We start from the raw sequence: 24637 nt of genomic DNA, 5'->3' as shown, positions 1-24637 counted from the left end.
TTTTAGAAAAATGAAAAAAATAAATATTTATATAATGCTAGTTTTCGCAATTGTTTTTACAAGTTGTGAAGATTTGAGCACAGATGTAGAAGTTGAGTATACAGAAAATCCAACTTCTGCAGAACTTGCAACTTACGGAGCTGCAAATACCTTTTTTCAGAATTGGTATAATACTGTTAACGCATATAATGGACCAGGTTTAGCTTTAGCTGGTATGGCAGATGCAGGAACATGTTCTTGGGGTAATGTTGGTATGAGAGATACTTCTAGCGAGCCTAGGGTAGAATGGAACAATGAAACTACTTACGGAAATAAATCAGCTACACTTAACTATTTTAATGCACTTTACAACAATATTAATGATATTAATGCATTAATGGCTAAAATGATAGCTGATGGAGATGATCCAGATGATCCTTCTCCAAGAAGAACTGAATCTATTACAAGATTTGCCCAAGCAGCTACCATAGGCTCTGTTGCTTTAGTTTTTGATCAAGTTTGGTTAAAAGATGAAACTGGCCCACTAAATGACGGTGAATCTGTAACACCAGCAGTGGCATTAGAGTTCTGTCTAGAAAAAATCGATTTAGCTATAGCTATCGCAGAAAGTAATAGTTTCGAGATTACAACTCAATTTATTAACGGACAAACTTTAACAAGCGCTCAATGGGCTCAATTTTTAAATACTTTTGCTGCCCGTTTAATGGTAAATATACCAAGAAACGCTACCCAAAGAGCCGCTGTAGATTGGTCTAAAGTATTAGCTTATGCAAATAAAGGTTTAACATATGATTTAAATGTTACTTCTGATAGTTGGACCACATGGTATACAGAATGGATGTACTATCAAATCTATCCAGGTTGGGGTAGAACTGACATGAGAGTTATTAACATGCTAGACCCAAATACTCCAGATTACTTTACAGAAGCTTCAGGGGTTTACCCAGAAAGTTCTAGTGATGATAGCAGATTAGCTTCAGATTTTGAATACTTAACAAGTCAAGACTTTATTGCTTCAAGAGGGGTTTACCATTACTCAACTTATAGACACTCTAGATTTGACGCACAAGCACATGGCTCTAACTGGACAGGAGCTACACCAGAAATGTTAAAGGCTGAAAATGATCTTTATAAAGCAGAAGCTCAATACAGAACAGGTGACCTAGCTGGTGCTGCAGCAACAATTAATGCTGGTAGTAGATCTTTAAGAGGTAATTTACCTGCAATTGGTGCTACCGCTTCAGAAATTGAAGAAGCTATTCATTATGAAAGAATTATTGAATTAATGAACTCTGGAATGGGATTACAATTTTTTGAAATGAGAGGTAAAGATTTATTACAAGCAGGTACTCCTTTACATTTTCCAGTTCCTGGAGATGTATTACAATCTGGTAATATGGAAATTTACACTTTTGGAGGTACTACAGGTGTAGCTGGTGAAGATTATTCAACTGGTGGTTGGAGATAATAAAAAATTAAATAAATAAAATTATGAAGATTAATAAAATTTTAAATATAAAATCATTAGCAATATTAGCCTTAAGTTTAGTAGTATTTATTGCTTGTAATGATGATGATGATTTTGGAGCTGACGCTGATAAAGTTATTCCTAAAATATTCGATTTTACAGGACCAACATTAGTAAGTTTAGATGATGTAGTTGAATTTTCTGTAACACCTAGAGCAGGATCTACTTTTGTATGGGAAGTTACTGGAGCAGAAATGCAAGCTATTGAAGGTACTACTCATAAAATAAATGTAAACTACAATCAAATTGGTGCTGCAACAGTTTCTGTTTACGAAATGACAGCTAGTGGAAAAACTTCTGAAGTTTCTTCTCAAAATGTAGATGTATTACAACTTTGTAGCTGGAGTGTTGAAATGAATGATACTTGGGGTGATAGCTGGAATGGTGCATACCTTGAAGTATCTTTTGATGGTGCTGTAGATTTAGATCCAGTTATTTTAACTTTATCTGCTGATGATGCAGGTTATAAACTTGAATCATTTTCTGCACCAACAGGTTATGATATGAGTATTAAATTTGTTTCTGGTGACTATGATGAAGAAATTTATTATACAATTTTTGATGCATCTGGAAACGAAGTATATTCTGTAGGTGATAATACTTACACAATTATTCCACCAGCAGGTGAGGTTTATGCTACAACTGTTGATTGTCCATAAGACACTTAAGAATTAAATAATTTAAAACCACCTCTATTAGAGGTGGTTTTTTTATCTCATAATGTTATACATTTGCAACATGAATACAGAAACGACGAACATATTTGGTATCAGAGCCATCATAGAAGCAATAGAAAGTGGATCAACAATTAACAAAGTATATTTACAAAAAGGCTTAAGAGGAAACTTATTTTATGAGTTAGACAAACTAATTAAGCAACATAAAATTGCTACAAGTACAGTTCCTGTAGAAAAATTAAATCGTTTATCTAAAAACAGTAATCATCAAGGAGCAGTAGCTCAAATATCTCCTATTGAATTTTACGAATTAGAAAAACTAATAGAAACTACCTTAGAAAAAGGAAGCACTCCCCTATTTTTATTATTAGACCAACTTTCAGATGTCAGAAACTTTGGAGCAATTATTAGAACTGCAGAATGTACAGGTGTAAATGGAATTATTATTCAAAAAAATGGAAGTGCACCTGTAAACGCAGAAACTATTAAAACTTCTGCAGGTGCCGCTTTTAAAATGCCAATATGTAAAGTAGATCATATAAAAGACGCATTATTTTTATTACAAGCTTCAGATATTAAAACTGTAGCAGCAACTGAAAAAACAGAAGATTCAATATTTGATATTAACTTTAAGCAACCAATAGCTATTGTTATGGGTTCTGAACACAGAGGTGTAAATCCATCCATATTAAAAATGGTCGATTATAAAGCTAAACTTCCGCTGTTAGGCGAAATAGCTTCTTTAAATGTTTCTGTTGCCTGTGGTGCCTTTTTGTACGAAACTGTAAGGCAAAGATTACAATAGCTCAATAACATCTATTTATATCTAAGCATTAACAATCCTTTATTTATTTTTTAACAGCTATTTAGCGCCTAGAATTGATTAAGTGAATCTATAAGTTGTAGTTTTATAGTAGATTTTAATCTTAAAAAATAAAAAATATGAGCGTTATTAGATTAGGTGATACAGCACCGAACTTTACAGCACAATCTTCTTTAGGAGAAATAAATTTTCATGATTGGTTAGGTAATAGTTGGGGAATATTATTTTCTCATCCTGCAGATTATACCCCTGTTTGTACAACAGAATTAGGAACTGTAGCTAAATATAAATCTGAGTTTGAAAAACGAAATGTAAAAACAATTGCATTAAGTGTAGATGGTGTTTCTTCTCACCAAGGTTGGATTAAGGACATCAACGAAACACAAAATACAGAAGTAGATTTTCCTATTATTGCAGATGAAGATAAAAAAGTTTCTACTTTGTATGATATGATTCATCCCAATGCAGATAATAATTTAACAGTTAGATCTGTGTTTATCATAGATCCTGATAAAAAAGTAAAATTAATTATTGTTTATCCTGCATCTACAGGTAGAAATTTCGAAGAATTATTAAGAGTAATAGATTCTTTACAATTAACAGCTTACCATAAAGTTGCTACACCAGCAAACTGGAAAAATGGTGAAGATTGTGTAATTTCTCCTGCAGTAAGTAATGAACAAATTCCAGAAATGTTTCCTAAAGGACACAAAGAAATAAAACCATATTTAAGGTTAACACCTCAACCGAATTTGTAAATAGTATTGGTACAAAAAACAGAAAGGACATCAATTAAGATGTCCTTTTTTTAGTACTACTCTTCTATTTTTTCGTTTTCCTCCTCTAAAACTGGCGGAACAAAATTTCCATTTTCATCAAACATAGTATCAAACTCAGTTTCTGTAAATTGATGTTCTTGTTTAACAATTCCTTTATTTTTAAATAAAAAAGCAAAAACTAATCCTACAAGAAAACCTGATAAATGCCCTTCCCAAGACATGCCTTCTTTTATTGGCAAAACATACCAAATCATACTTCCATAGAGAAAAATTATAATTAAAGACAGTGCTACCAACCTAAAATGTTTTTTTATCATTCCACTAAAAAATACAAAACTAAACAACAAATACACAATTCCGCTTGCACCTATATGATAAGATTCTCGAGCAATACACCAAGTTAAAAACCCTGTAAAAAATCCTCCAAAAAGCAAAACTCGAAGTGCAACTTCTTTATAAAAATAAAAAAGACTGGTTAAAAGCACGAACAATGGAATGGAATTATTAAACAGATGACTGGCATTGCTATGTATAAAATGCGTTAGAAAAACACCTTTAAAACCAGACAAACTTCTAGGATAAACACCTAATTTATTAAAATTGAAATTAAATTGAATTTCTACCCAATAAATAAACCAAATAGTCACCACATATACAACTGGCACTAGAAAAATTGATTTTGATATTTTAAGTTGATTCTCTTCTTTCATCAAAATAAAAATAACAATAATCTAACCAAATACTAATTTTGCAAATTCTGTCAGAATTCTTTATTATTTTTACACCATGAATGAACCTTTGGCAGAAAGAATAAGACCTAAAATGCTCGATGATTATATTAGTCAACAGCATTTGGTAGGTAAAAATGGTGTTTTAACCAATTTAATTAAACAAGGCATTATACCTTCTTTAATATTATGGGGGCCTCCAGGAATTGGAAAAACCACCCTTGCAAACATTATTGCTAAAGAATCTAACAGACCTTTTTACACTTTAAGCGCCATAAGTTCTGGCGTAAAAGATGTAAGAGAAGTTATAGAAAAAGCAAAAAAAAGTGGAGGATTGTTTACCACAAAAAATCCTATATTATTTATTGATGAGATTCATAGATTTAGCAAATCGCAACAAGATTCGCTTTTAGGAGCAGTAGAAAAAGGTTGGGTTACGTTAATTGGGGCTACCACAGAAAATCCGAGTTTCGAGGTGATTCCTGCCCTACTTTCTCGCTGTCAGGTTTACATTTTAAATTCTTTTGATAAAAATGACTTGGTTGCTTTGTTGCATAGAGCAATGGAAAAAGACGAAATTTTATCAACCAAAAAAATTACACTTTTAGAAACAGATGCACTTTTACAAGTTTCTAGTGGCGATGCTCGAAAACTGCTAAATATTTTCGAATTGTTAGTTTCTAGTGATGATGAAATTGAAATTACCAACAAACTCGTTTTAGAAAAAATACAGAAAAATACAGTTCGATACGACAAAACTGGAGAACAGCATTATGATATTATTTCTGCATTTATAAAATCGATACGTGGTAGCGATCCTAATGGGGCTGTGTATTGGTTAGCAAGGATGATTGAAGGTGGTGAAGATGTAAAATTTATTGCAAGAAGGTTATTAATTTCTGCATCCGAAGATATTGGTAATGCAAACCCAACCGCTTTAATTTTAGCAACAAATACCTTTCAGGCTGTTTCTGTTATTGGTAATCCAGAATCTAGAATAATTTTAAGTCAGTGTGCTGTGTATTTGGCAAACTCACCAAAAAGTAACGCATCTTACCTTGCTATAGACAATGCTTTAAATTTAGTTAAAAGTACAGGTGATTTATCTATCCCTTTACATTTAAGAAATGCACCTACAAAATTGATGAAGGATTTAGATTATGGCAAAAACTATAAATATTCGCACGATTATCCTAATAACTTTGTAGCTCAAGAATTCTTACCTGATGAAATTTCTGGAACAAAAATTTACGAACCAGGTAACAATTCTCGAGAAAATCAATTTAGAGAAACTTTAAAAAATAGATGGAAAACGAAATATAATTATTAGAATTTAACCAGGTATTCTTCTTTTACTAATTGATCGTTTTTATAATATTCTGCAACCCAATTATCACCTTTTTTAGTAAGTGTACCATCTTTACCTTTAATGATAAAAACATCACTTTTATTGGTTTTTAAGATAATAAAAACAACTTCTGGTTTCATATTAACCAATTGAAATCCGTTATTTTTTGGCTGAGCATATAAAACTGGTGCTGGTTTAGTAGCTTTTACAATTTCTACTTTTGCAGGTTTATCAACTTTAATTATTTTTTCTTCTTTCGGTGTTATAACAACTTTAGGCACAACTGTTACTGGCTTTGATGCTTCTTTTACAGAATGTTGAGCTGGTTGAATTACTTTAGGTGTTAAAATTGAATTTGGATTATACGTATATACAAAATCTTCCATAGATTCGTAAGCCTTTCTTATGGCATCTTGATGTCCTTTTTTGTAATCTTTTAACTTACTCCTACCAACTTTAGATGTATAAACCACTTTATTGGTGCAATCTTTAATTTCTATATAACTTTTGGTAGAAAGCATATTAGACACGTCTTTTACAGTTGCAAACAATGCCAAACATCTATTTTGACTAACTTCTGCAGGAATAGTTTCATTACTTAAAAAAACTTTAAATCCTTTTTTCTTTAACAAAAATTTGGTTAATGAACTGGTTTGATATTCGTCTACTTGTTTTAAATTTTCGAACTTATCATCAACAATAATGTATTGATATTGGTCAAAATTATAATCTTGACTATAAATAGAAATACTTATAAATAATAGAACAGTGAAGCTTATTTTTTTTATCATTTTAATTAAATATTAAATTTATACCTAGTTGTAAAGATACGCTATTTGCAGATGAGAGGTTTTTGTAAGATAAAATATTATCGAACATTCCGTTAAAATTAACTTTACCAAATTGCATAGAAAGTCCTGCTCCTAAATTAGCAAAAGAAATATCATCTATAGTATACGTAAATTTTGTGTGAATATTGTTTGATAACGATTTTTCGTAAAATGCAGTAAGTGCCAATTGAGGTCTAAGAGGCCTAAATACACTAAAAAGCTGAACCCCAAAAGCATCTGTATAAAAATCTTTATACTGATTATCATAACACTCTTTGCTTCTTCTCTGCCCAAAACTATATTTTACTGCAGCATTTATTTTAGTCGGTCTCCAAGAAATGTAAGCATCGTAATTATCTGATCTTGGCAATTCTTCATCAAAACGTTCATCAATTTCTCCCCAATAATTTACATCATCATCACCAAAAAGAAAATTAACACCGTCAAAAACAAAATCGCCTTCTGCAGTAGTCGTTTTTACATTTTTAGAGTAAGAAATAAACCCTAAATCTAAAATACTACCAGAAAATTCTAATTGAGGAGATGTTTTGTACGTAAAACCAACATCTATACCTAGTCCTAAATTACCTCCTAAAAAAGTATTTTTTACGTAATCGCCTACTTCTCTATTGTATTTGTTGGTTTCAGTATTTATAAGGCCTGCTGTTCTAAAACTAGCATTTACATTATTAAAGTAGTGAGTGTATAAATTATTTGTGCCAGCCACTGTTGTAAAGGTTCCTGTATTGTTGTTCGATTCTAAATTTAATGCTGATGAATAAATTTTAAAACGACCACCAATAGTTAATTTTTCATCAACTTTTTTTGATATTCCAAAATGTAAAACGCCCAAAACATCTAATTTGTATCGAATTTGCGAAAGACTAAAACTTCTGTTTAAATATGCGCTATTCCCTTGGCTATACAAATCATAAACATCTTTGGCATAATACCCTATTCCATCTAATTCTTCGTAAAAACCAAAACTCAGGTTTATTTTATCATTTAAACGATAACCACCACTAAAAACCTCTATCTGAGTATTTATTTTTACAAAATCTTCTGTTGTTAAAGCATTTAAAGTTGATGAAATTTTATCGTTAATATTAAGATTATCCTTGGCAAAAACATCAGTTAATACAAAACCTGTACTACCAATATCCGCAGAAAATCCCGAAAGTAAAGGTATGCCTACAAAATATTTATAATTGGTTTCTGCTGCAGGATTTAACAACTGCGTTTGTGGCAACTCTGCAAAATTATACAAGATTTGTTTGTTTTGCGCTATTGCTTTATAGCAACATAAAATTAGAAAAAAAGAAAAAAGGTGTTTCATATTACAAATCAGACACTATATATAAAGTTACAGAAGACTTAAACACAAATTCACTTGTATCTTGTGGATTCATTTGGGTTCCTGTATCTTCTAAAGAAGCTCTAAACCGAACTTGAGTTGCATTTAATATATTAGGATGCTGAGTAATAACAATTTCTTCTTCATAAGGTAGTGGATCTGTATTACCTTGGGTTACAAATATTGGAGAAAAATCATACACAGTTCTGTTGTTTTCATCTAAAAAATCTACTTGAATTAGAGCATCTCTATCAAGTTCATTTTTAAATTCTGCATTAAAAACCATTTTAACTACATTATTTCTAAAGTAAGAATTTTCGAAAGCAACAAAATCTGTAATGTCTTCTTTATTGTTTTGCTGCACACCATTTTCATCAAAAAATTGTATAGGCGTAACTTTAAAGTATGTTAAAGCAGAAGTGTAAATTGGTTCTACAACATAATCGTCTAATTGATCAAAATCTAAACTTTCTACACAAGATAAACAAATGAAAAAAGTAAATAGAAAATAGATTATTTTAGGAGTCTTCATGAAGTTCTTTAGGAAAATTTCGAAAATATTAGGCTACAATATAACGAACTTAAAGTTAAAGATATTGCTTTAATTCTAATAAAGAAGTTACACTTTTAAACTTCTGATTTTCAATTTCTTTGTTTTCGAAGTTACAATGAAGGGCGTGCATACCTATATGCAAAGCTCCTAAAATGTCTGCTTCTACACTATCTCCAATCATTAAAGAGTTTTCTTTTTTTGCTTTTGCACGTTCTAATGCATAATTAAAAACCTTAGGATTTGGTTTTTTAGCTCCTACAGATTCTGAAGTTATTATAGCATCAAAATAATTGATAATTTTTGAACTTTGCATTTTTTTTAATTGCACTTCTTCAAAACCATTGGTAATAATATGTAATTTGTATTTGTCTTTTAAATAGTCTAAAATTTCGAAAGTCCCATCAAACAAATAATTAAAATCTGGTAAAAATTCTATGTATTCCTTTGCAATTGTGTTTATCAAATCATCAGAAATAAAATAATTTAGAGCGTCAAAAGTATTTTTTAGTCTACCATATCTCAGTTCGCTTTTGGTTACTTTTTCGTTTCTAAACAATCGCCAAAAATCAAAATTTATGGGTTTGTAAACTTCTAAAAAAACATCTAAATCAATATTAATCTGCTGTTTTTTAAACACTTTTTGTAGTGCTAATTCTGAGTTTTTTTCGAAATCCCAAAGGGTATGATCTAAATCGAAAAAGATGTGTTTTATCTGTTTCATTTACTTTATATTTGAATAGACTAATGGGTTAGTAATATGCAACTATTTTCTTTTTTAAAAAAAGAGTTTGTTAAAAACGTTTTAACGTTAATAACGGGTTCTACTATTAGCCAGGGAATAATTTACTTGTCTATTTTATTACTAACAAGATTATTTTCTACAGAAGTTTTTGGAGTTTATATCTTATTTTCTTCTACCACACTTATTCTTAAACCTATAGCCACATTACAATTTGAGCACTCTATAGTTTTGCCAAAAAAAGATAAGAATGCTATAAATTTATTGGTTTTTTCGTTGATAATATTAACTTGTTATTGTTGTTTTTTATTTTTAATTGTCTTTTTTTTTAAAGATGCTATTACTACATTTTTTAACATTGTAGAACTTTCTTATTTTATTTACTTTTTGCCCTTAAATGTATTTTTATTTGGTTGTGTTTCTGTTTTTGATTTTTGGAACAATAGAACCAATCAGTTTAAAAATATTTCTAAAGGATTATTGGTAAAGTCTTCAGCAATGAGTACCACACAAATTGCCACAGGTTTTAGCAGTTTAAATTCAATTGGCTTAATACCAGGTATGATGTTAGGGTATTTGTTACAAAACTTTTTTTTGATAAAGGTATCTTTAAAAACTTCCAAAAATTTACTGAAAGAAGTTTCTATTAAAAGAATGTTTTTTTTAGCAAAAAAGTACAAAGACATCCCAATTTTTAACACCATAATCAATTTAACCAACAACCTTTCTAATGAATTACCTGTGTTTTTAATTACAAAATATTTCGGACTTGCCAATTCAGGAATTTATGGTTTGGCTATGAAATTTTGCAAAGCTCCTGTTGGTATTTTTCAGCAATCTATAAGTCAGGTTTTTTATAATAAAGCTAGTAAAGTTTATAATAGCGATGGTAATTTATACGATTTGGTACTTAAAACTACAAAACATTTAGTGCCTCTAAGTTTCCTGATTTTTACACCACTTTTAGTAGTTTCATTTTATTTAGATACTCTTTTTGGAGCAGAATGGGAAAATGTTGGTTTGTATTCTAGAATTTTAATTCCTTGGTTATTTGTTGCTTTTTTAAGCAATCCCATAACCTCTTTAATAATTGTTTTAAATAAGCAAAAAACAATTGTAGTTTTCGATGCTTTACTGTTAACTTTTAGGTTTTTGGCTTTATTTTTAGGATACTATTACTATAAAGATATCATTATTTCTTTAATATTTTTTTCTGGTATAGGCATATTTTTTAATATCCTTATTTTTATCTATCTTTTAAATAAATCTAAAGAAAATAAGATAGCCTATTTGTAAAATGAATATTTTTTTAAAACATAACAGTGGCTTTAAATGGCAAACAAAAAACACAATCTCTTTTAAAGGATATTTTTATGTTGATGATCTGTTTTACGAAAAAGATAATGCACTTAATTACCTCTTAAACATTAAATGTTTTAAGCAGTTTTTAAAAAAAGTTACAGGAGTTTTTACCATCTTAAAAAAGGATAATAATAGTCTTATAATTATTAATGATATAACTCGGAGCTTTCCTATATTTTATGCTAAAAATAAAAAAGAATATTTTTTTTCTGATGACATCTATTTTCTACAAACCCAACTAGAAACTATTGAATTTGATCCATTTTCAGAAATAGAGCTTAAAGCCTCTAATCACGTTTATGGCACTAAAACATTAGTAAAAAATGTGTATCAAACACAATCTAGTGAATATCTTATTTTTGATAATAATGAACTTAAAGAACAAACATTTTACTACAATTACAGCATAAAAAAAGAAAGTAATTCTTCTTTAGTTGAGCTAAAAGAAGAAGCAATTTCATCAATCGAAAATAGCTTTAAAAGACTTGTAAAGTCTTTAGATCAAAAAACAATTGTAATTCCATTAAGTGGCGGCTTTGACTCGAGATTAATTGCTACTATGCTAAAAAAACACCAACATAAAAATGTAATTTGTTACACTTATGGTAGAAAAGATAGTTTCGAAATTAAAAATTCTAAAAGAACAGCAACTGCTTTAGGTTTTAAATGGTATTTTATAGAGTATAATGCTGCTTTAATTGACAACTATTTGCATTCTGATGACTTTAAGGAGTTTTCTAAATTTTCGGGCAAATTATCTTCTATGCCCAATTTACAAGAATATTTTGCCGTAAAATATTTAACAGAACAGCAATTAATACCAACTAATGCTGTTTTTATTTCTGGTTATGCAGGCGATTTGTTAGGTGGTAGTCAGTATCTTAAAGTAATTCCTAAAAAACTGAAACACAATGATATTGTAGATTTAATAATATCAAAAAAAATCATTAATTCATTAATATCAGTTGGTCATAAAAAGGAATTGAAAAAAAACATACATCAAGGTTTATTGAGTTTTGATGCCAATTATTTAGACAAAAAACCTGCTTCCGTTTTTGAAGATTTTGATATTAAAGAAAAAATTGCAAAATATATTTTTAATTCAGCAAGTTTCTATGATTTCTTTGGATATGAATTTAGATTCCCTTTTTGGGATAAAGAAGTATTAGATTTCTTTAAAAAGGTTCCTGCAGAATTAAAATTGATGAAAACATTTTTTGATGACGTTTTAATCAACGAGTATTTTAAAAAATACAACGTATATTTTGAAAGTGAATTACAACCCACTGAACTAAAAATTAAAACGCAGAAAATAAAAGATATTATAAAACCTTTTTTGCCTAATTTTATAAAGAAGAAAATTTTGCAAAAAAACGATTGGAACAATTATCAGCCAATTACAAATCAGATGCTTTTGGCTATGAAAAAAAATGATTTAAAAGTAGCTAGAAAATACAAAGACTATAATGAAATAATTACACAATGGTATATTTACAACTCGAAAAATATGATAAAATAAATGTTTAAAAAACTAGATTTTCTCTTTTTTGGTTGGCTTATAAACTTATTTTATCCTGAATATTATAGGCCAAAATACGGGTATCAACCTTATTATATTTTGTTTTTTCATTATCTAATTCCGCAAAAATTATTTAGATTAAATCCTAAAGTAAAATGGCCAGTTCATTTTACCTCTAAAGTGTTGTCTCCAGAAAAAATAACCAAAGGAATTCTTTGTGATCCAGGTGATAATTTAAACAATTATATACAAGCAAACAACGGAATTATTTTTGGATCTAATATTGAACTTGGCCCTGGAGTTGCTATAATTTCATCGAATCATAAGTCAGATAATTTAAGAAAACATACTTTAGGCAAACCTATAGAAATAGGCAATAATGTTTGGATTGGTGCAAATAGCACTGTTTTACCAGAAGTAGTTATAGGAAATAATGTAATAATTGGTGCAAATTCTCTTGTAAATAAAAACATCCCTAGCAATGCTATTGCTGTTGGTAATCCTTGTAAAGTAATCAAACAAAAAAAACTGTATTCTGAAGATTTATCAGAAATAATTTTTAACCGAAAAATACCTGAAACATTTAAAGATTTTTTGAATTCTAACGTTTAAATAATTTTAATAAAAAAGGAAGATTATTATTTTTTATCTGCTGATATTCTTTAGTTTCTGCACCAAAACTTAAAAAGTATTTTGCAATAGTAGGCATTGATGACCCACCAAAATGAAATAGGTTATATTTCTTTTGATATTTATAAATTGCTCTATCTATTAAAAAAGTATTTTCTCCGTTTTTTCTGTTATTAAAGTCAGTTGAAGAAACTAAAATAGTTATTCTTTTTTTATGTTTCAGAAAAAAACCAGACGCCACCAATTTATTCTCTTTATTGTAAATCGATAGAACTTCACCCACTCTTTTACTTATACAAGTTTCAATCAATTTTAGTAATGTTATATAATCTTTCTCCACAATATAAGGTGTTCTTTTACCAACATTATCTTTAAATAATTGAATTAATTTAACAGGATCATCGTTCCAGTTTTCTATTAAATCTGCTTTTTTTGCTTTCTGTAAATCCTTACGTCTATCTTTTCTAAAGTTCTTAAAAATAGTTTCGTAATTATCTTCTAATGGTAATAATTGCATTTGCTTATCCAGCAAAAAAGGTTCTTTTTCTTTTTTATAATTGTCGGTATTTAATCTAGATTCTACAAACTTAAATTTTGTAAAAAGGACACTAAAAAAACTAGAAATATCTATGAAATCATCTGAAGTAAAAACACCCAATTCTAGTAACCAAAAAGGTGGATACACATATTTAATTCCTCTTTTTTTACGCCAAGGAATTGGCATTACTGCTTTATAATCATCTAAAACTAAAACATCCCAATTGTCAGAAACAATATCTAAATACCAAGAAAAAGCGTAGATTCTACTTTGTATTGAATTTTCTATACAAGTATTATATTTATCATCTTCTAAATCCTTTCTTTTAATGTATTTTATCATTTAAGAAGTGGCAATTTTAAGCATAGATTCGTACAAACGTTTCCACCCTTTCCAGCGTAAATAATCGCTTAAACTTTCGTTATGAAACAAGGTGATAAAAGTTCCGTTTACCGCTTTTACTTCGTTTTTTAAATCTCTAATTCTTCCTAAAGATTGCTTTGGAGTCAGCTTCATATAATCGTTTAAAGTAGTATCCATAACAGCAAATGGAAAGATTTTTAACGGAGTTTGAATCTCGAAATCTAAATCGTAAAAATAAAAAGGCGTACATGTACTTGCTCTAAAACCAACGTTACTGGCATAGCCCATAGAATAATCTTCTTCTATTTCTAAATCTATTAAATTTTGATACGTTTCTGGCAAACTAAAGCGTAAATAATGTTGTCTAGACCTTTTTACAGGTGTGTTTGTAATGCTTTCTAATCGTTCTTTTTCTTTCTTTAATTTAACCGCATTTTGCATGGAAAAATAAGAGGGATGCAAACCAACTTTTGCATAATCTACCATTTCTTTAATTAGTAATCTATATTTTTCTTTTGATGCAGAAACATTAGTATCAAAAGTAGAATAATCGCCTATTAAGAAAAAGAATATCGTCTTTACATTATAATCTTTTTTAAACCTAAGCAGTTTAGCAAACGTATTAAAAGGATCTGCTTTTATATTAAACGTAACTGCAAATCGTGTCCAAACATTTAACAATTTAAAATGAAAAAAATCATTTAAAAATCCACCTACACTTCTTACCAAGCTTTTGTGTTTGTATGCAAATGCATTGTCTATATCTACTGTAGAAATAAAGTTATACGTTCTTGTTTTATAATCGTAATCAGGAAATTTTTCTTGTAATAATTTTAAAAATTTATACGCCCAAATATCTACCACAGGTTTTTCTAAAAAACCTTTTTTAAACGCCAAACTTTGTTCTGCAGTGTAACGTCCGTGAATATCTTTTACATGTGGTAAATATTCTTCGTAACGTGTAATTAAGTAAAAACTGGCTGCAAAAATATCAAAAGGAATAGAAGATTTTGCATTGGTAGTAAAAAAACAAGGAACTTCTTCCCATTTGTTCATCGATATTTCTACATCATTTAAACCTTGCTCAAACAACAAATCGTTGCTTTTAATAAAAAATTCAGCCCCTAAAGGAGTTTTTGTATAGGATAATTTTGGTCCACTATGTGCTACAAATTCTTCGATTTTAGTTGTAAAATCTAAAGAAAACAATAGAGTTCTGGTAAGAATATGCTTAAAAATATAGCGAACTCTAGGTGTAATTTTATGTGTATAAACTAATATCATTTTTTGGTATAGTTGCAATGCTGCAAAGCAATAAAGTTTGCATACTATTTAAAATTTTAAAGTATCCCTTCATCTGCAAAGCTAAAATACGCTTTTTGAGTAATTATTAAATGATCTAGCAATTTTATATCTAAAGTAACCCCAGCTTCTTTTATTTTTTGAGTCATATTTTTATCTGCAATACTGGGTTCTAATTTACCTGAGGGGTGATTATGACAAACAATTAAACCCACACAAGCCAACTCTAACGCTCTTTTAAACAACAAACGAACATCTACAATTGTAGCAGTTAAACCACCTTTACTTATTTGAGATTTGGCAATTACTTTGTTAGAATTATTTAAAAATAACACCCAAAATTCTTCGTGTTCAAAATCGCCAATAACGGGTTGCATAATGTTAAAAACATCTTTACTACAGGTAATTTTTGGGATCTCTAAAGCCGCTTCTAATTGCCTTCTTTTCCCCAACTCTAAAGCTGTAATTATAGCAATGGCTTTTGCCTCTCCAATTCCATTAAACTCAGTTAATTTTTCTACGGATAATTTTGCCAAAGCATTAATATTACCTTCTACAGATTGTAAAATTCTTTTAGACAAAGCTACTGCGCTTTCTTTTCTATTACCAGAACCAATTAAAATGGCAATTAATTCTGCATCAGACAATGCTGCTTTACCTTTTGCTAATAATTTTTCGCGAGGTCTATCATCTAAAGCCCAAGATTTAATCGTTAATTTTTCCATAAAAACAATTTTTATAAAAATACAAAAACGAAAAGAAACTATAATTGATTTAAAAAACTTCTGTATTGTGGGTTGTTAGGATCAATGTCTATCAACCTTTGCACAATATTTTTTGCTTTTTCTTTTTGATTGGTTTTATTATACATATAAGCCAAAACGTATAATAAACTTTCGTTATTATGATCTACTTTTAAACCAGAAATAATGGTTTTTTCTGCTTGTTTAAAATCTTGCTTTTTATCATACAACAATCCTAAATTATAATAAACTCTTATATTTTCTGGCATTATTTTTTTGGCTTTTAGTAATTGCTCAATAGCTTCATCCACTCTATTCAGCTCAGCATATAAAAGTGCTATAGAATAATAAACAGGGCCGTAATCTGGTTGCAGTTTTATAATGTCTTTATAGGTAATTTCGGCTTTATCAAACTGTTGCGTATTGTAATATAAAGTGGCTAAATTTACTCGAATTTGATTATTAATATCATCAATAGCTAATGCGCTTTCGTAGCTTTTTATTGCTTCGAAAAGTTTGCCTTGTTTAATTAAATAATCGCCCTTTTTAACTCTTGTACCCACAAAATCTGAATTTGCATTAATATGTGTCCAGAATTCATTTTGTACTTTTTGATAACTTTCTTGATAGGCTTTTGGAATTGATGCTGCATCTAAAGTACCTAAACCAAAAAATGCTTTAATTCTAATACTTCTTTTTGGATCTTCTAAAAGTGGTAAAAAATAGGCTGTATAATCTGTATTATTTATCAAACTTAAAACATCTACACTTGCACCTCTAACAATGGCAGATTCGTCTTTTAAAAGTTTTGTAAATTCATCAATAAAAGCATCTACATCGTAATTAGACAAAGCTTTTGTAGCAGATGCTCTTACAATTTCTGGTTGTTTTTTTTGATGCATCAACTCAATTAACCCTAAATGTCCATTTGGTGCCATAGTTATTCCTGGAGCCAATTTTTCTGAATAATGTACAGAGTCTACAGCTCCAAATAATTTTGTAAAACTTGCAGCTGCCCAAACATCATCTTTGTCTTTATGACAACCAGAACAAGCATTTGGTGTTCCGTATTTTACACTTAAATCTGGTCTTGGTACTCTAAAACTATGATCGCGTCTAAAATCGTTACCCATATAATATTTACCTGTCATGTGGCAATTGATACATTTTGATGATGCTGTATTAGGTTGATGAAAATGATGTTTAGGAGTATCGTATTTTTCTGGAACATGACATTGAGCACACAATTTATTACCATCAAACTTTAGTTTTAAAGAATGAGGATTATGACAATTGGTACAAGTAACATCATTCTGATACATTTTACTCTGTGTAAAAGAACCGTAAACATAAACCTCATCTAAAATCTGACCATCTGCTTCGTAAATTCTGTCTTGTAACAATTGCGGGTAATAATGATCTAACATTGTACCTTCAAAATTGAAGTCTTTAGAAAATTGCTCTCTACGCATATGACAGCGTGCACATTGATCTACCAATTCTTTAGGCGCAGTTTCAGTAGTCATTTGTAAAGTAGCAGTTGCCTCATATTTATCTCCAAAATTTGCTACATCTGCAACATGTTGTTTTCCTGGTCCATGACAGGCTTCGCAATTCACATTTATAATGGCAAATTTGGTATTATAACTGTGTGTTTTTACATCGTAATTTTTACGAACATTTGTAGAATGGCAATCTGCGCACATATTGTTCCAATTTAAACCTCCTCTAGACCAATGCAACCATTCTGAATGCACTACTTTAAAATCTGGATATAAATCGAACCATTTATTTTTAACAGAATCCCAAGCTGTTCTTAAACATTGATAATGACCATCTGGAAACTGAACAATATATTGCTGTAAAGGCGTTATGCCAAAAGTATATACTATTTTATAGTCGTGATTTTTACCATCTGGCCCTTCTGTGTTTACATAAAAATCTTTTCCTTTTTTGTAAAACGTTGAAGTAACCCCCTGACTTGTAAATTTCTGATTGTTAAAATCTGCCAAAACAGAAGTGCTATCTGCAATTTGCATGGCTTTATCATGATGAGAACCTTGCCAATCTTTAAATTGATTTTCGTGACATTCTTTGCATTTTTGATCTCCTAAAAAATGACTATCAGGTATTACTTCTCCTGTTAAAAATACGTTCTTCTTAGTATCAACTTCTTTATATTTTTCTTTTTTCTGACAAGAAAACATTATCAAAATAAAAAAAACGCAATTAAAGATTATTGGCAATCTTTTTTGATTTATTAGCAAAATTTGAGTCTTAAAGTTAATTAATGAGTAAAATTAAAATTTCTATTCATTTAAAAAGAAGACAATTGTCATAAAAAGCACATTTACAATCAACCGAAAAAAATTAATAATTTGTATTTCAAGTAAAACTCTTCATATCTTTGCATACTATATTTTTTTGATATGAAGATTATTATTGCTGGTGCTGGAGATGTTGGTTTTCATTTAGCCAAGCTGCTCTCTTACGAATCTCAAGATACTTACATTATCGATTTTGATGGTGATAAGTTAGATTACCTTAATAATCATTTAGATGTTATCACAAAAAAAGGTGATGCCACATCAATTAAATTATTAAAAGAAGTTGGTATTGCTTCTGCAGATTTATTAATTGCAGTTACAGACAGCCAAAACACCAATTTTACAATTTCTGTAATTGGTAAATCTTTAGGGGTTAAAAAAACAATTGCCAGAATAGATAATCCGGAGTTTTTAAATGAATGTGAGGTCGATTTTTCTAAATTTGGTTTAGATTTTATGATTTCACCACAAGAATTGGCAGCTAATGAAATTAAAATGCTGCTAAATCAATCTTCTTTTAACGATACTGTTGAGTTTGAAAGCGGGTTATTTAATGTGATGGGTACAACTTTAACTTACAAATCTCCTTTGGTAGATTTAACTGTTATGGAAGCCAATCAGAAATTTTCTAATGTAGATTTTACAACCATAGCCATAAAACGAGAAAATGTATCGCAAACAATAATACCAAGAGGAGATTCTGTATATCAAATAGACGATCAGGTATATTTTTCTGTACCCAATTATAGTATGGCAGATTTGTATCCTATTATTGGTAAAAAGCAATTTTTTATTAAAAATGTAATGATTCTTGGTGGTAGTAGCATTGGCGAAAAAACAGCAAGAAACCTCTGTGAAGATAATTTTAAGGTAAAGTTAATCGAAAAAAATAGAGAAAAAGCAGAATCTTTGGCAGAAACATTATGCAATACTCTTGTAATTAATGGAGATGGTAGAGATTTGGAGTTATTAGAAGAAGAAAATATTAGAGAAACTGATGCTTTTATAGCGGTTACTGGTAATTCTGAGACGAATATTATGTCTTGTTTGGTTGCAAAATCTAAAGGAGTTAAAAAAACAATTGCTTTGGTAGAGAATATGGATTATATCGATATTTCACAAACTATTGGAATTCAATCGCTCATCAACAAAAAACTAATTGCAGCCAGTAATATTTTTAAACATATTAGAAAAGGTGAAATTTTAGAATTGGCCAATTTACATAATATTGATGCAGAAGTTTTTGAATACGAAGTACAACCTAATGCTAAAGTAACAGAAAAACAAATTAAAGATTTACGTTTTCCAAGAGAAGCCGTTTTTGGCGGAGTCATTAGAAACGGAAAAGCTTTGATGCCTTTTGGTGATATGCAAATACAAGATGGAGATAAAGTTATTGTGTTTTGTTTACCAGAAGCCATATCTACTGTAGAAAGATTTTTTAAATAAGAATGGGAAATTTAAACTTAAAAATAATTTATCGTTTTTTAGGCATAACAGCCATTCTAAACGGTATTTTTATGTTTATCGCTTTTCCTTTTAGTTTTTTTTCTGATGAAGATGAAGCCTGGGGAATATTAAATGCGGGTGTAATTACTATATTTTTTGGTCTCATTTTATTTTTCTTTAACAAGACAAAAAACAAAAACATTCAGAAAAAAGAAGGTTATTTAATTGTAAGTTTAGGCTGGTTAATACTTTCTATTACTGGGATGTTACCGTATTTACTTTCTGGTGCCATACCTAATGTTTCTGATGCTTTTTTCGAAACCATTTCTGGGTATTCTACCACTGGTTCTTCCATTTTAACAGATATTGAAGCCATGCCAAAAGGAATCCTTTTCTGGAGGTCTGCCACACATTGGATTGGAGGAATGGGAATCATTGTACTTACCATTGCCATTTTACCTTTATTAGGGATTGGAGGTATGCAGCTTTTTTTAGCAGAGGCTCCAGGACCCTCTGCAGATAAATTACACCCAAGAATTACAGATACCGCAAAACGTTTGTATTTAATTTATGTGGTGTTAACATTTGCTCAATTTTTTCTGTTAAAAGTTGCAGGTATGACCTGGTTTGACGCTATAAACCATGCAATGGCAACTGTTAGCACAGGTGGTTTTTCTACCAAAAATAATAGTGTCGCTTTTTATAACAATTTACCATTTGTACAATATATTATTATCTTTTTTATGTTGGTTGCAGGTACCAACTTTGTACTTACCTATTTTGCTTTAAAAGGAAAAATTCAAAAAGTTTTTCAGAGCGAGGAATTTAAATATTATTTATTCGGAATTATTGGAGTGTCATCCATCATCGTAATTATCATTTACTTTTTTCAAGATCCAAACTTACAAACCACCATTGCTCATCCTAAAGTATATGGAGAAGCAGAAAGTGCCATTAGGCATGCTCTTTTTATGGTTACTTCTGTAGTTACCACAACTGGTTTTGTAACCGCAGATTTTACCATGTGGAGTTTCTTTGCAACCGGAATTTTCTTTGCTTTATTTTTTACGGGAGGTTCTGCGGGTTCTACAAGTGGTGGTGTTAAAGTAGTAAGGCATATTGTAATGCTAAAAAACAGCTTTTTAGAATTTAAAAAAGCCTTGCACCCAAATGCAATTATTCCTGTTCGATATGATGGAAAATCGGTAAGCAAAAACATTGTTTTTAACATACTTTCCTTTTTTATCATTTACATGTTAATTTTTATAATCTCTTCTGTAATATTAACACTATTAGGATTAGATTTTTTATCTGCTTTAGGTGCAGCTGCATCCTCATTAGGTAATATTGGGCCTGCAGTAGGTTCTGTAAGTCCTGTTGATAGTTTTGCACACCTTTCTGCTGGTGCAAAATGGTTTTGCTCTTTTTTAATGCTAATTGGTAGGCTAGAATTGTTTACGGTTTTAATACTTTTTACGCCTTTCTTTTGGAGGAAGAATTAAATAACAACATATACGATATTAGACTAATAATAGTTAATTTCTAAAAGATAATCCATTAATTTAACTATAAAAACTAATTAATATCATTTTTTTAGCATAAAATTCTTTTTTAATTTAATTTATTTTGTAGTTTTATAAAAAAATTACAAAAATATGAAAGAGAAAAACTTTCTGAAAATAACAATTTTCAGTCTGTTAACAATGTTCGTAATTGTTAACGCCAAAGCACAGACCACAATTTTTACCCTAGATTTCGAATCAAGTGGAGGATATACAACTAATATATCTGAAGACATTGATGAAACTAATGACTATTTTGGAAGAATCCAATATGGAGTTGATACACCTAATCCAACTTTTACAAATCTTCAAGGTAATTATTACTTCGGTGCTCAAGATATAGATGGCATCACATCTTCGCCTAATCTCCCTGTTACTTTATCTATTGATGATATTAATATAAGTGGTTATACAACTCTTCAATTGAGAGTATATTTAGCTGAAGATGATGATGGAAGTAATCAAGATTGGGATGCTCCAGATTATGTTCATTTTTCTGTTGATATTGACAACTCCACAACCTTTACTGATGTGCTAAATATTGAAGCTACAGGGGGAACTAATACTGAACCTGCTATAGACACAAACTTTGATGGCTTAGGAAATGGCACAAAAATTACTGATGAATTTATCCAATTTACAAGTGATGTTATTCCTGGTACTGGCTCTTTAATGGACATTCTTGTAGAATTTAAACTCGATGACGGTGATACTGATATAGCAATTGACCACATTGAAATTATTGGAATTATTTCTTCTTCTAACCCAATAGTATCTTTTAACGAAGCCAATAGCTCTGAAACAGAAACAGACGTAACTTTTGCAACGGCTGGTATACCTATTATATTAACCAACTATGATACTGATGTAACCATTACTGCAACTGTAAATGGAAGCAGTACAGCAGAACCAGGAGATTATACAATTGATTTAACCCCATTAGTTTTTACTGCAAATGAAACACTTAATATTCCTTTAAGCATTAATGATGATGCTGATTTTGAAGATGAAACAATAATCATAGATTTTACAGTTAGCTCTGGAACCGCAGATTTAGGTACGAGTACGCACACTGTTACGATTATTGATAACGATACGCCACCCTCTATTGGTTTTGATGCTGCTACAAGCTCTGAAACAGAAACAGATGCAACTTTTACAAGCGCTAACATTCCTATTAGTGTTACAAACTACGATGGAAACCAAATTGAAATAGACGTTGCTATAACTGGAGGTACAGCAGAACCAAGTGACTATTCTTATACCACACAATCTTTGTCTTTCTCATCAGATAGTACTCAAAATATTACTATTGATATTAACGATGATGTTGACACAGATAATGAAACTATTATTTTTACAATTACAGAAACAAGCGCTGTTAGTGGTTTAGTAATATCTCAAGCTACACATACATTAACTATAACAGACGATGAAACTGGTCTACCAAGCCTGTTAATAAATGAAATATTAGCTGATATTCCCACTGGTGGCTTAGATGCAAATGGAGATTCAATAGCAAGTACTATTCAAGACGAATTTATAGAAATATATAATGCTTCTGGAACTAATATAGATATCAGTGGTTATATTATACAAGATGCAGCTGGTGGTGGCACAACAAGACATATATTTTCTAATGGAACTATTTTACCAGCTGGTGGTGTAATAGTAGTTTTTGGTGGTGGTACTCCAATTGGAATCCCTTCATTAACACAAGTAGCTAGTACAGGTACGTTGGCATTAAATAATGGAGGCGATACAATAACTATACTTAAAAATGATGGTACCACACAAGTTACCCAAGTAACCTATTCTGGTAATAACGATGAAGCTGAAGCCCGAAATGAAGATTTCTCAGGCTCTTTTGTTGATCATTCAACAATTTCAGGAAATCCAGTAACTTTCTCACCAGGTAGAGACAATACAGATAATACCGTATTTATGAATACTTGGACGGGAGCTACAGATAATAGTTGGACAACTTCTTCTAATTGGATTGATGAACAAGTACCTTCTAGTTTAGATAATGTAATTGTTCCTGCTGAATTATCAAACTATCCTACAGTTGGCACTGCTATAAGCATAAATTCAATTATTATTGAATCTGGCGCTACATTACTTCCAACAAATAGCGTTACTGGTTCAGTTATTTATAAAAGAGCCTTAACCAATGCCGGTCAATGGTATTTAATCTCATCTCCTGTAATAGGCGAAACTTATGATTTGAATTGGTCAATTTCAAATTCAATACCAAAAAGTAGCTTAAACTCTAACAATATTGGCATTAGTACTTACGATAACACCTCATTAGATACAGATAATGATGCTGAAGGTTCAGATACTGCAACAGGAAACTGGCGCTACTTACAATCTGATAATAGTAATGCAACTACATTTAATGTTAGTCAAGGTTATGGTATTATTGTATCTAGCCCAACAACAATTTCATTTATTGGTACGGGAGTATATACAACAAGTCAAACCATAGGTATTACTCAAGGTGCATCCAATAGCTTTAATATGGTAGGAAACCCTTTTACAGCACATTTAAATCTAGGTAATTTCTTTTCTGACAACCCAGAATCAACGGTTTTAGAAAATAGCGAAGCTTACTTCTGGAATGGGTCTGATTACGACACCAAAACATCTGCTTTACATGCATCTTATGAAATTGCTCCAGGACAAGGTTTTTTTGTTGAAGCTGCTGCGGATACAAATTTAACTTTTGACATTGCTGATGTTTCTCACCAACCAGCTGACTTATTTCAAAAAAATAATAGAACTGAAATACATCTATTCTTAACCGATGGAAAAAATAGTAAATACGCAAACATCTATTATATAGAAGGTACAACTACAGGTTTTGACAATGGATATGATGGAAAATTATTTGGAGGTGTAGAACATACTTTTGCTTTATATTCTCATCTAGTTACTGATAGTGAAGGCAAAAAATACCAAATACAATCTTTACCAAATTCAGAATATGAAAACATGGTTATCCCTATAGGTATTACTGCTGAAGCCAATAAAGAAATTACGTTTACAGCTGAGGCTTTAAATTTACCTTCAGGAATTAAAGTGTTTTTAGAAGATAGTTTCACTAATACTTTTACAAGGTTAGATGAAGCTAATAGTGAATATAAATTTACTTCTGATGTAGCTTTAGATGGTACTGGTCGTTTTTACTTACATACCAAATCTTCTATTCTAAATATTGAAAGTTTAGATTTAAATAATGTAAATATCTATAAAACCAATAACTCTAATTTAAGAATTGTTGGATTATCAGAAGGAAAAGCTAGTATTAAATTATACAACATTATTGGTAAACAAGTATTTAACTCATCATTTACAGCAAATGGTGTTCAAGATATAACTTTACCTTCTTTGGCTAAAGGAATATACATTGTTCAATTAGAAACTGAAACTGGAAAATTAAATAAAAAAATAACTTTAGAATAATTACGATAATTTTAA

Annotated in this window: 20 protein-coding genes; 11 read left to right on the top strand and 9 right to left on the bottom strand. The window is 30.1% G+C overall.

Annotation, left to right across the window (positions count from 1 at the left end; translation table 11 throughout):
• Nucleotides 1–10: 10 nt before the first annotated feature.
• The 4 genes from ACWYN7_RS01800 (at nucleotide 11) to ACWYN7_RS01785 (ending at nucleotide 3786) form a co-directional block, all read left to right on the top strand.
• Nucleotides 11–1468, top strand: a complete 1458-nt coding sequence (locus tag ACWYN7_RS01800; protein ID WP_462858140.1) for a RagB/SusD family nutrient uptake outer membrane protein — start codon at nucleotides 11–13, stop codon at nucleotides 1466–1468.
• A 23-nt stretch (nucleotides 1469–1491) separates the two neighbouring features.
• Complete coding sequence (locus ACWYN7_RS01795) at nucleotides 1492–2187, top strand: hypothetical protein (RefSeq protein WP_462858139.1); 696 nt, start codon at nucleotides 1492–1494, stop codon at nucleotides 2185–2187.
• Between the two features lie 79 nt (nucleotides 2188–2266).
• Entirely contained in the window at nucleotides 2267–3010 is a 744-nt protein-coding gene (gene rlmB, locus ACWYN7_RS01790) for a 23S rRNA (guanosine(2251)-2'-O)-methyltransferase RlmB (RefSeq protein WP_462858138.1), read from the top strand.
• Between the two features lie 137 nt (nucleotides 3011–3147).
• A complete protein-coding gene (locus ACWYN7_RS01785; protein ID WP_462858137.1) occupies nucleotides 3148–3786 on the top strand; it encodes a peroxiredoxin in 639 nt (212 codons plus the stop codon).
• Between the two features lie 56 nt (nucleotides 3787–3842).
• Here the strand turns inward: ACWYN7_RS01785 and ACWYN7_RS01780 are convergent, their stop codons facing one another.
• Nucleotides 3843–4517, bottom strand: coding sequence for a rhomboid family intramembrane serine protease (locus ACWYN7_RS01780; protein ID WP_462858136.1), 675 nt, complete (start codon nucleotides 4515–4517; stop codon nucleotides 3843–3845).
• Between the two features lie 76 nt (nucleotides 4518–4593).
• On the opposite strand from ACWYN7_RS01780, the gene ACWYN7_RS01775 reads away from it, so the two are divergent.
• Entirely contained in the window at nucleotides 4594–5865 is a 1272-nt protein-coding gene (locus ACWYN7_RS01775; protein ID WP_462858135.1) for a replication-associated recombination protein A, read from the top strand.
• On the opposite strand, the gene ACWYN7_RS01770 is transcribed toward ACWYN7_RS01775, so the two are convergent.
• From ACWYN7_RS01770 to ACWYN7_RS01755, 4 genes are all read right to left on the bottom strand, one after another.
• Entirely contained in the window at nucleotides 5862–6674 is an 813-nt protein-coding gene (locus ACWYN7_RS01770) for a hypothetical protein (protein ID WP_462858134.1), read from the bottom strand. The genes ACWYN7_RS01775 and ACWYN7_RS01770 overlap by 4 nt on opposite strands.
• A 1-nt stretch (nucleotide 6675) precedes the next feature.
• On the bottom strand, nucleotides 6676–7980 hold the full coding sequence (locus ACWYN7_RS01765; RefSeq protein WP_462858132.1) for a DUF5723 family protein: 1305 nt from the start codon (nucleotides 7978–7980) through the stop codon (nucleotides 6676–6678).
• 70 nt (nucleotides 7981–8050) lie between these two features.
• Nucleotides 8051–8599 carry a hypothetical protein gene (locus ACWYN7_RS01760; RefSeq protein ID WP_462858131.1) on the bottom strand — a complete coding sequence of 183 codons (549 nt, stop codon included), beginning with the start codon at nucleotides 8597–8599 and terminating at the stop codon, nucleotides 8051–8053.
• A gap of 55 nt (nucleotides 8600–8654) precedes the next feature.
• Nucleotides 8655–9341: a YjjG family noncanonical pyrimidine nucleotidase gene (locus ACWYN7_RS01755; protein WP_462858130.1), complete on the bottom strand. Its 687-nt coding sequence runs from the start codon at nucleotides 9339–9341 to the stop codon at nucleotides 8655–8657.
• Nucleotides 9342–9377: 36 nt separating this feature from the next.
• Here ACWYN7_RS01755 and ACWYN7_RS01750 point away from each other — a divergent pair, with 36 nt between their 5' ends.
• Genes ACWYN7_RS01750 through ACWYN7_RS01740 form a run of 3 tightly spaced genes read left to right on the top strand, consistent with a single transcriptional unit; the run spans nucleotide 9378 to nucleotide 12852 of the window.
• A complete protein-coding gene (locus ACWYN7_RS01750) occupies nucleotides 9378–10655 on the top strand; it encodes a lipopolysaccharide biosynthesis protein (RefSeq protein ID WP_462858129.1) in 1278 nt (425 codons plus the stop codon).
• A gap of 1 nt (nucleotide 10656) precedes the next feature.
• Nucleotides 10657–12240 (top strand): asparagine synthase C-terminal domain-containing protein, encoded by a 1584-nt coding sequence (locus tag ACWYN7_RS01745; protein WP_462858128.1) that lies wholly within the window; start codon nucleotides 10657–10659, stop codon nucleotides 12238–12240.
• A complete protein-coding gene (locus ACWYN7_RS01740) occupies nucleotides 12241–12852 on the top strand; it encodes an acyltransferase (RefSeq protein WP_462858127.1) in 612 nt (203 codons plus the stop codon).
• On the opposite strand, the gene ACWYN7_RS01735 is transcribed toward ACWYN7_RS01740, so the two are convergent.
• From ACWYN7_RS01735 to ACWYN7_RS01720, 4 genes are read right to left on the bottom strand one after another with little or no spacing between them, the layout of a single operon-like run.
• Nucleotides 12842–13750 carry a hypothetical protein gene (locus ACWYN7_RS01735; RefSeq protein ID WP_462858126.1) on the bottom strand — a complete coding sequence of 303 codons (909 nt, stop codon included), beginning with the start codon at nucleotides 13748–13750 and terminating at the stop codon, nucleotides 12842–12844. The two genes, ACWYN7_RS01740 and ACWYN7_RS01735, sit on opposite strands and share 11 nt — an antisense overlap.
• Entirely contained in the window at nucleotides 13751–15055 is a 1305-nt protein-coding gene (locus ACWYN7_RS01730; protein ID WP_462858125.1) for a polysaccharide deacetylase family protein, read from the bottom strand.
• Nucleotides 15056–15111: 56 nt separating this feature from the next.
• Nucleotides 15112–15798 carry a RadC family protein gene (gene radC / locus ACWYN7_RS01725; RefSeq protein ID WP_462858124.1) on the bottom strand — a complete coding sequence of 229 codons (687 nt, stop codon included), beginning with the start codon at nucleotides 15796–15798 and terminating at the stop codon, nucleotides 15112–15114.
• Between the two features lie 38 nt (nucleotides 15799–15836).
• Nucleotides 15837–18023 (bottom strand): tetratricopeptide repeat protein, encoded by a 2187-nt coding sequence (locus ACWYN7_RS01720; protein WP_462858123.1) that lies wholly within the window; start codon nucleotides 18021–18023, stop codon nucleotides 15837–15839.
• 222 nt (nucleotides 18024–18245) lie between these two features.
• Between ACWYN7_RS01720 and trkA the strand changes: the two genes are divergently transcribed.
• The 3 genes from trkA (at nucleotide 18246) to ACWYN7_RS01705 (ending at nucleotide 24622) form a co-directional block, all read left to right on the top strand.
• Complete coding sequence (gene trkA, locus ACWYN7_RS01715) at nucleotides 18246–19592, top strand: Trk system potassium transporter TrkA (RefSeq protein WP_462858122.1); 1347 nt, start codon at nucleotides 18246–18248, stop codon at nucleotides 19590–19592.
• Between the two features lie 2 nt (nucleotides 19593–19594).
• Nucleotides 19595–21094 (top strand): TrkH family potassium uptake protein, encoded by a 1500-nt coding sequence (locus ACWYN7_RS01710; protein WP_462858121.1) that lies wholly within the window; start codon nucleotides 19595–19597, stop codon nucleotides 21092–21094.
• A gap of 201 nt (nucleotides 21095–21295) precedes the next feature.
• Nucleotides 21296–24622 (top strand): lamin tail domain-containing protein, encoded by a 3327-nt coding sequence (locus ACWYN7_RS01705; RefSeq protein WP_462858120.1) that lies wholly within the window; start codon nucleotides 21296–21298, stop codon nucleotides 24620–24622.
• Nucleotides 24623–24637 lie beyond the last annotated feature (15 nt).

This window comes from Polaribacter sp. M10 (assembly GCF_054968445.1).
Note: the sequence above shows the minus strand (reverse complement) of the source record. Positions and strands in the feature narration are given on the sequence as shown.

Bases quoted from the DNA above. Each gene is read 5' to 3' on its own strand.
- ACWYN7_RS01755 (WP_462858130.1), bottom strand. From the start codon at position 9,341: ATGAAACAGATAAAACACATCTTTTTCGATTTAGATCATACCCTTTGG.
- ACWYN7_RS01775 (WP_462858135.1), top strand. From the start codon at position 4,594: ATGAATGAACCTTTGGCAGAAAGAATAAGACCTAAAATGCTCGATGAT.
- ACWYN7_RS01745 (WP_462858128.1), top strand. From the start codon at position 10,657: ATGAATATTTTTTTAAAACATAACAGTGGCTTTAAATGGCAAACAAAA.
- ACWYN7_RS01740 (WP_462858127.1), top strand. From the start codon at position 12,241: ATGTTTAAAAAACTAGATTTTCTCTTTTTTGGTTGGCTTATAAACTTA.
- trkA (WP_462858122.1), top strand. From the start codon at position 18,246: ATGAAGATTATTATTGCTGGTGCTGGAGATGTTGGTTTTCATTTAGCC.
- ACWYN7_RS01785 (WP_462858137.1), top strand. From the start codon at position 3,148: ATGAGCGTTATTAGATTAGGTGATACAGCACCGAACTTTACAGCACAA.
- ACWYN7_RS01730 (WP_462858125.1), bottom strand. From the start codon at position 15,055: ATGATATTAGTTTATACACATAAAATTACACCTAGAGTTCGCTATATT.
- rlmB (WP_462858138.1), top strand. From the start codon at position 2,267: ATGAATACAGAAACGACGAACATATTTGGTATCAGAGCCATCATAGAA.
- ACWYN7_RS01795 (WP_462858139.1), top strand. From the start codon at position 1,492: ATGAAGATTAATAAAATTTTAAATATAAAATCATTAGCAATATTAGCC.
- radC (WP_462858124.1), bottom strand. From the start codon at position 15,798: ATGGAAAAATTAACGATTAAATCTTGGGCTTTAGATGATAGACCTCGC.
- ACWYN7_RS01750 (WP_462858129.1), top strand. From the start codon at position 9,378: ATGCAACTATTTTCTTTTTTAAAAAAAGAGTTTGTTAAAAACGTTTTA.
- ACWYN7_RS01760 (WP_462858131.1), bottom strand. From the start codon at position 8,599: ATGAAGACTCCTAAAATAATCTATTTTCTATTTACTTTTTTCATTTGT.
- ACWYN7_RS01735 (WP_462858126.1), bottom strand. From the start codon at position 13,750: ATGATAAAATACATTAAAAGAAAGGATTTAGAAGATGATAAATATAAT.
- ACWYN7_RS01705 (WP_462858120.1), top strand. From the start codon at position 21,296: ATGTTCGTAATTGTTAACGCCAAAGCACAGACCACAATTTTTACCCTA.
- ACWYN7_RS01800 (WP_462858140.1), top strand. From the start codon at position 11: ATGAAAAAAATAAATATTTATATAATGCTAGTTTTCGCAATTGTTTTT.
- ACWYN7_RS01780 (WP_462858136.1), bottom strand. From the start codon at position 4,517: ATGAAAGAAGAGAATCAACTTAAAATATCAAAATCAATTTTTCTAGTG.
- ACWYN7_RS01770 (WP_462858134.1), bottom strand. From the start codon at position 6,674: ATGATAAAAAAAATAAGCTTCACTGTTCTATTATTTATAAGTATTTCT.
- ACWYN7_RS01720 (WP_462858123.1), bottom strand. From the start codon at position 18,023: ATGTTTTCTTGTCAGAAAAAAGAAAAATATAAAGAAGTTGATACTAAG.
- ACWYN7_RS01710 (WP_462858121.1), top strand. From the start codon at position 19,595: ATGGGAAATTTAAACTTAAAAATAATTTATCGTTTTTTAGGCATAACA.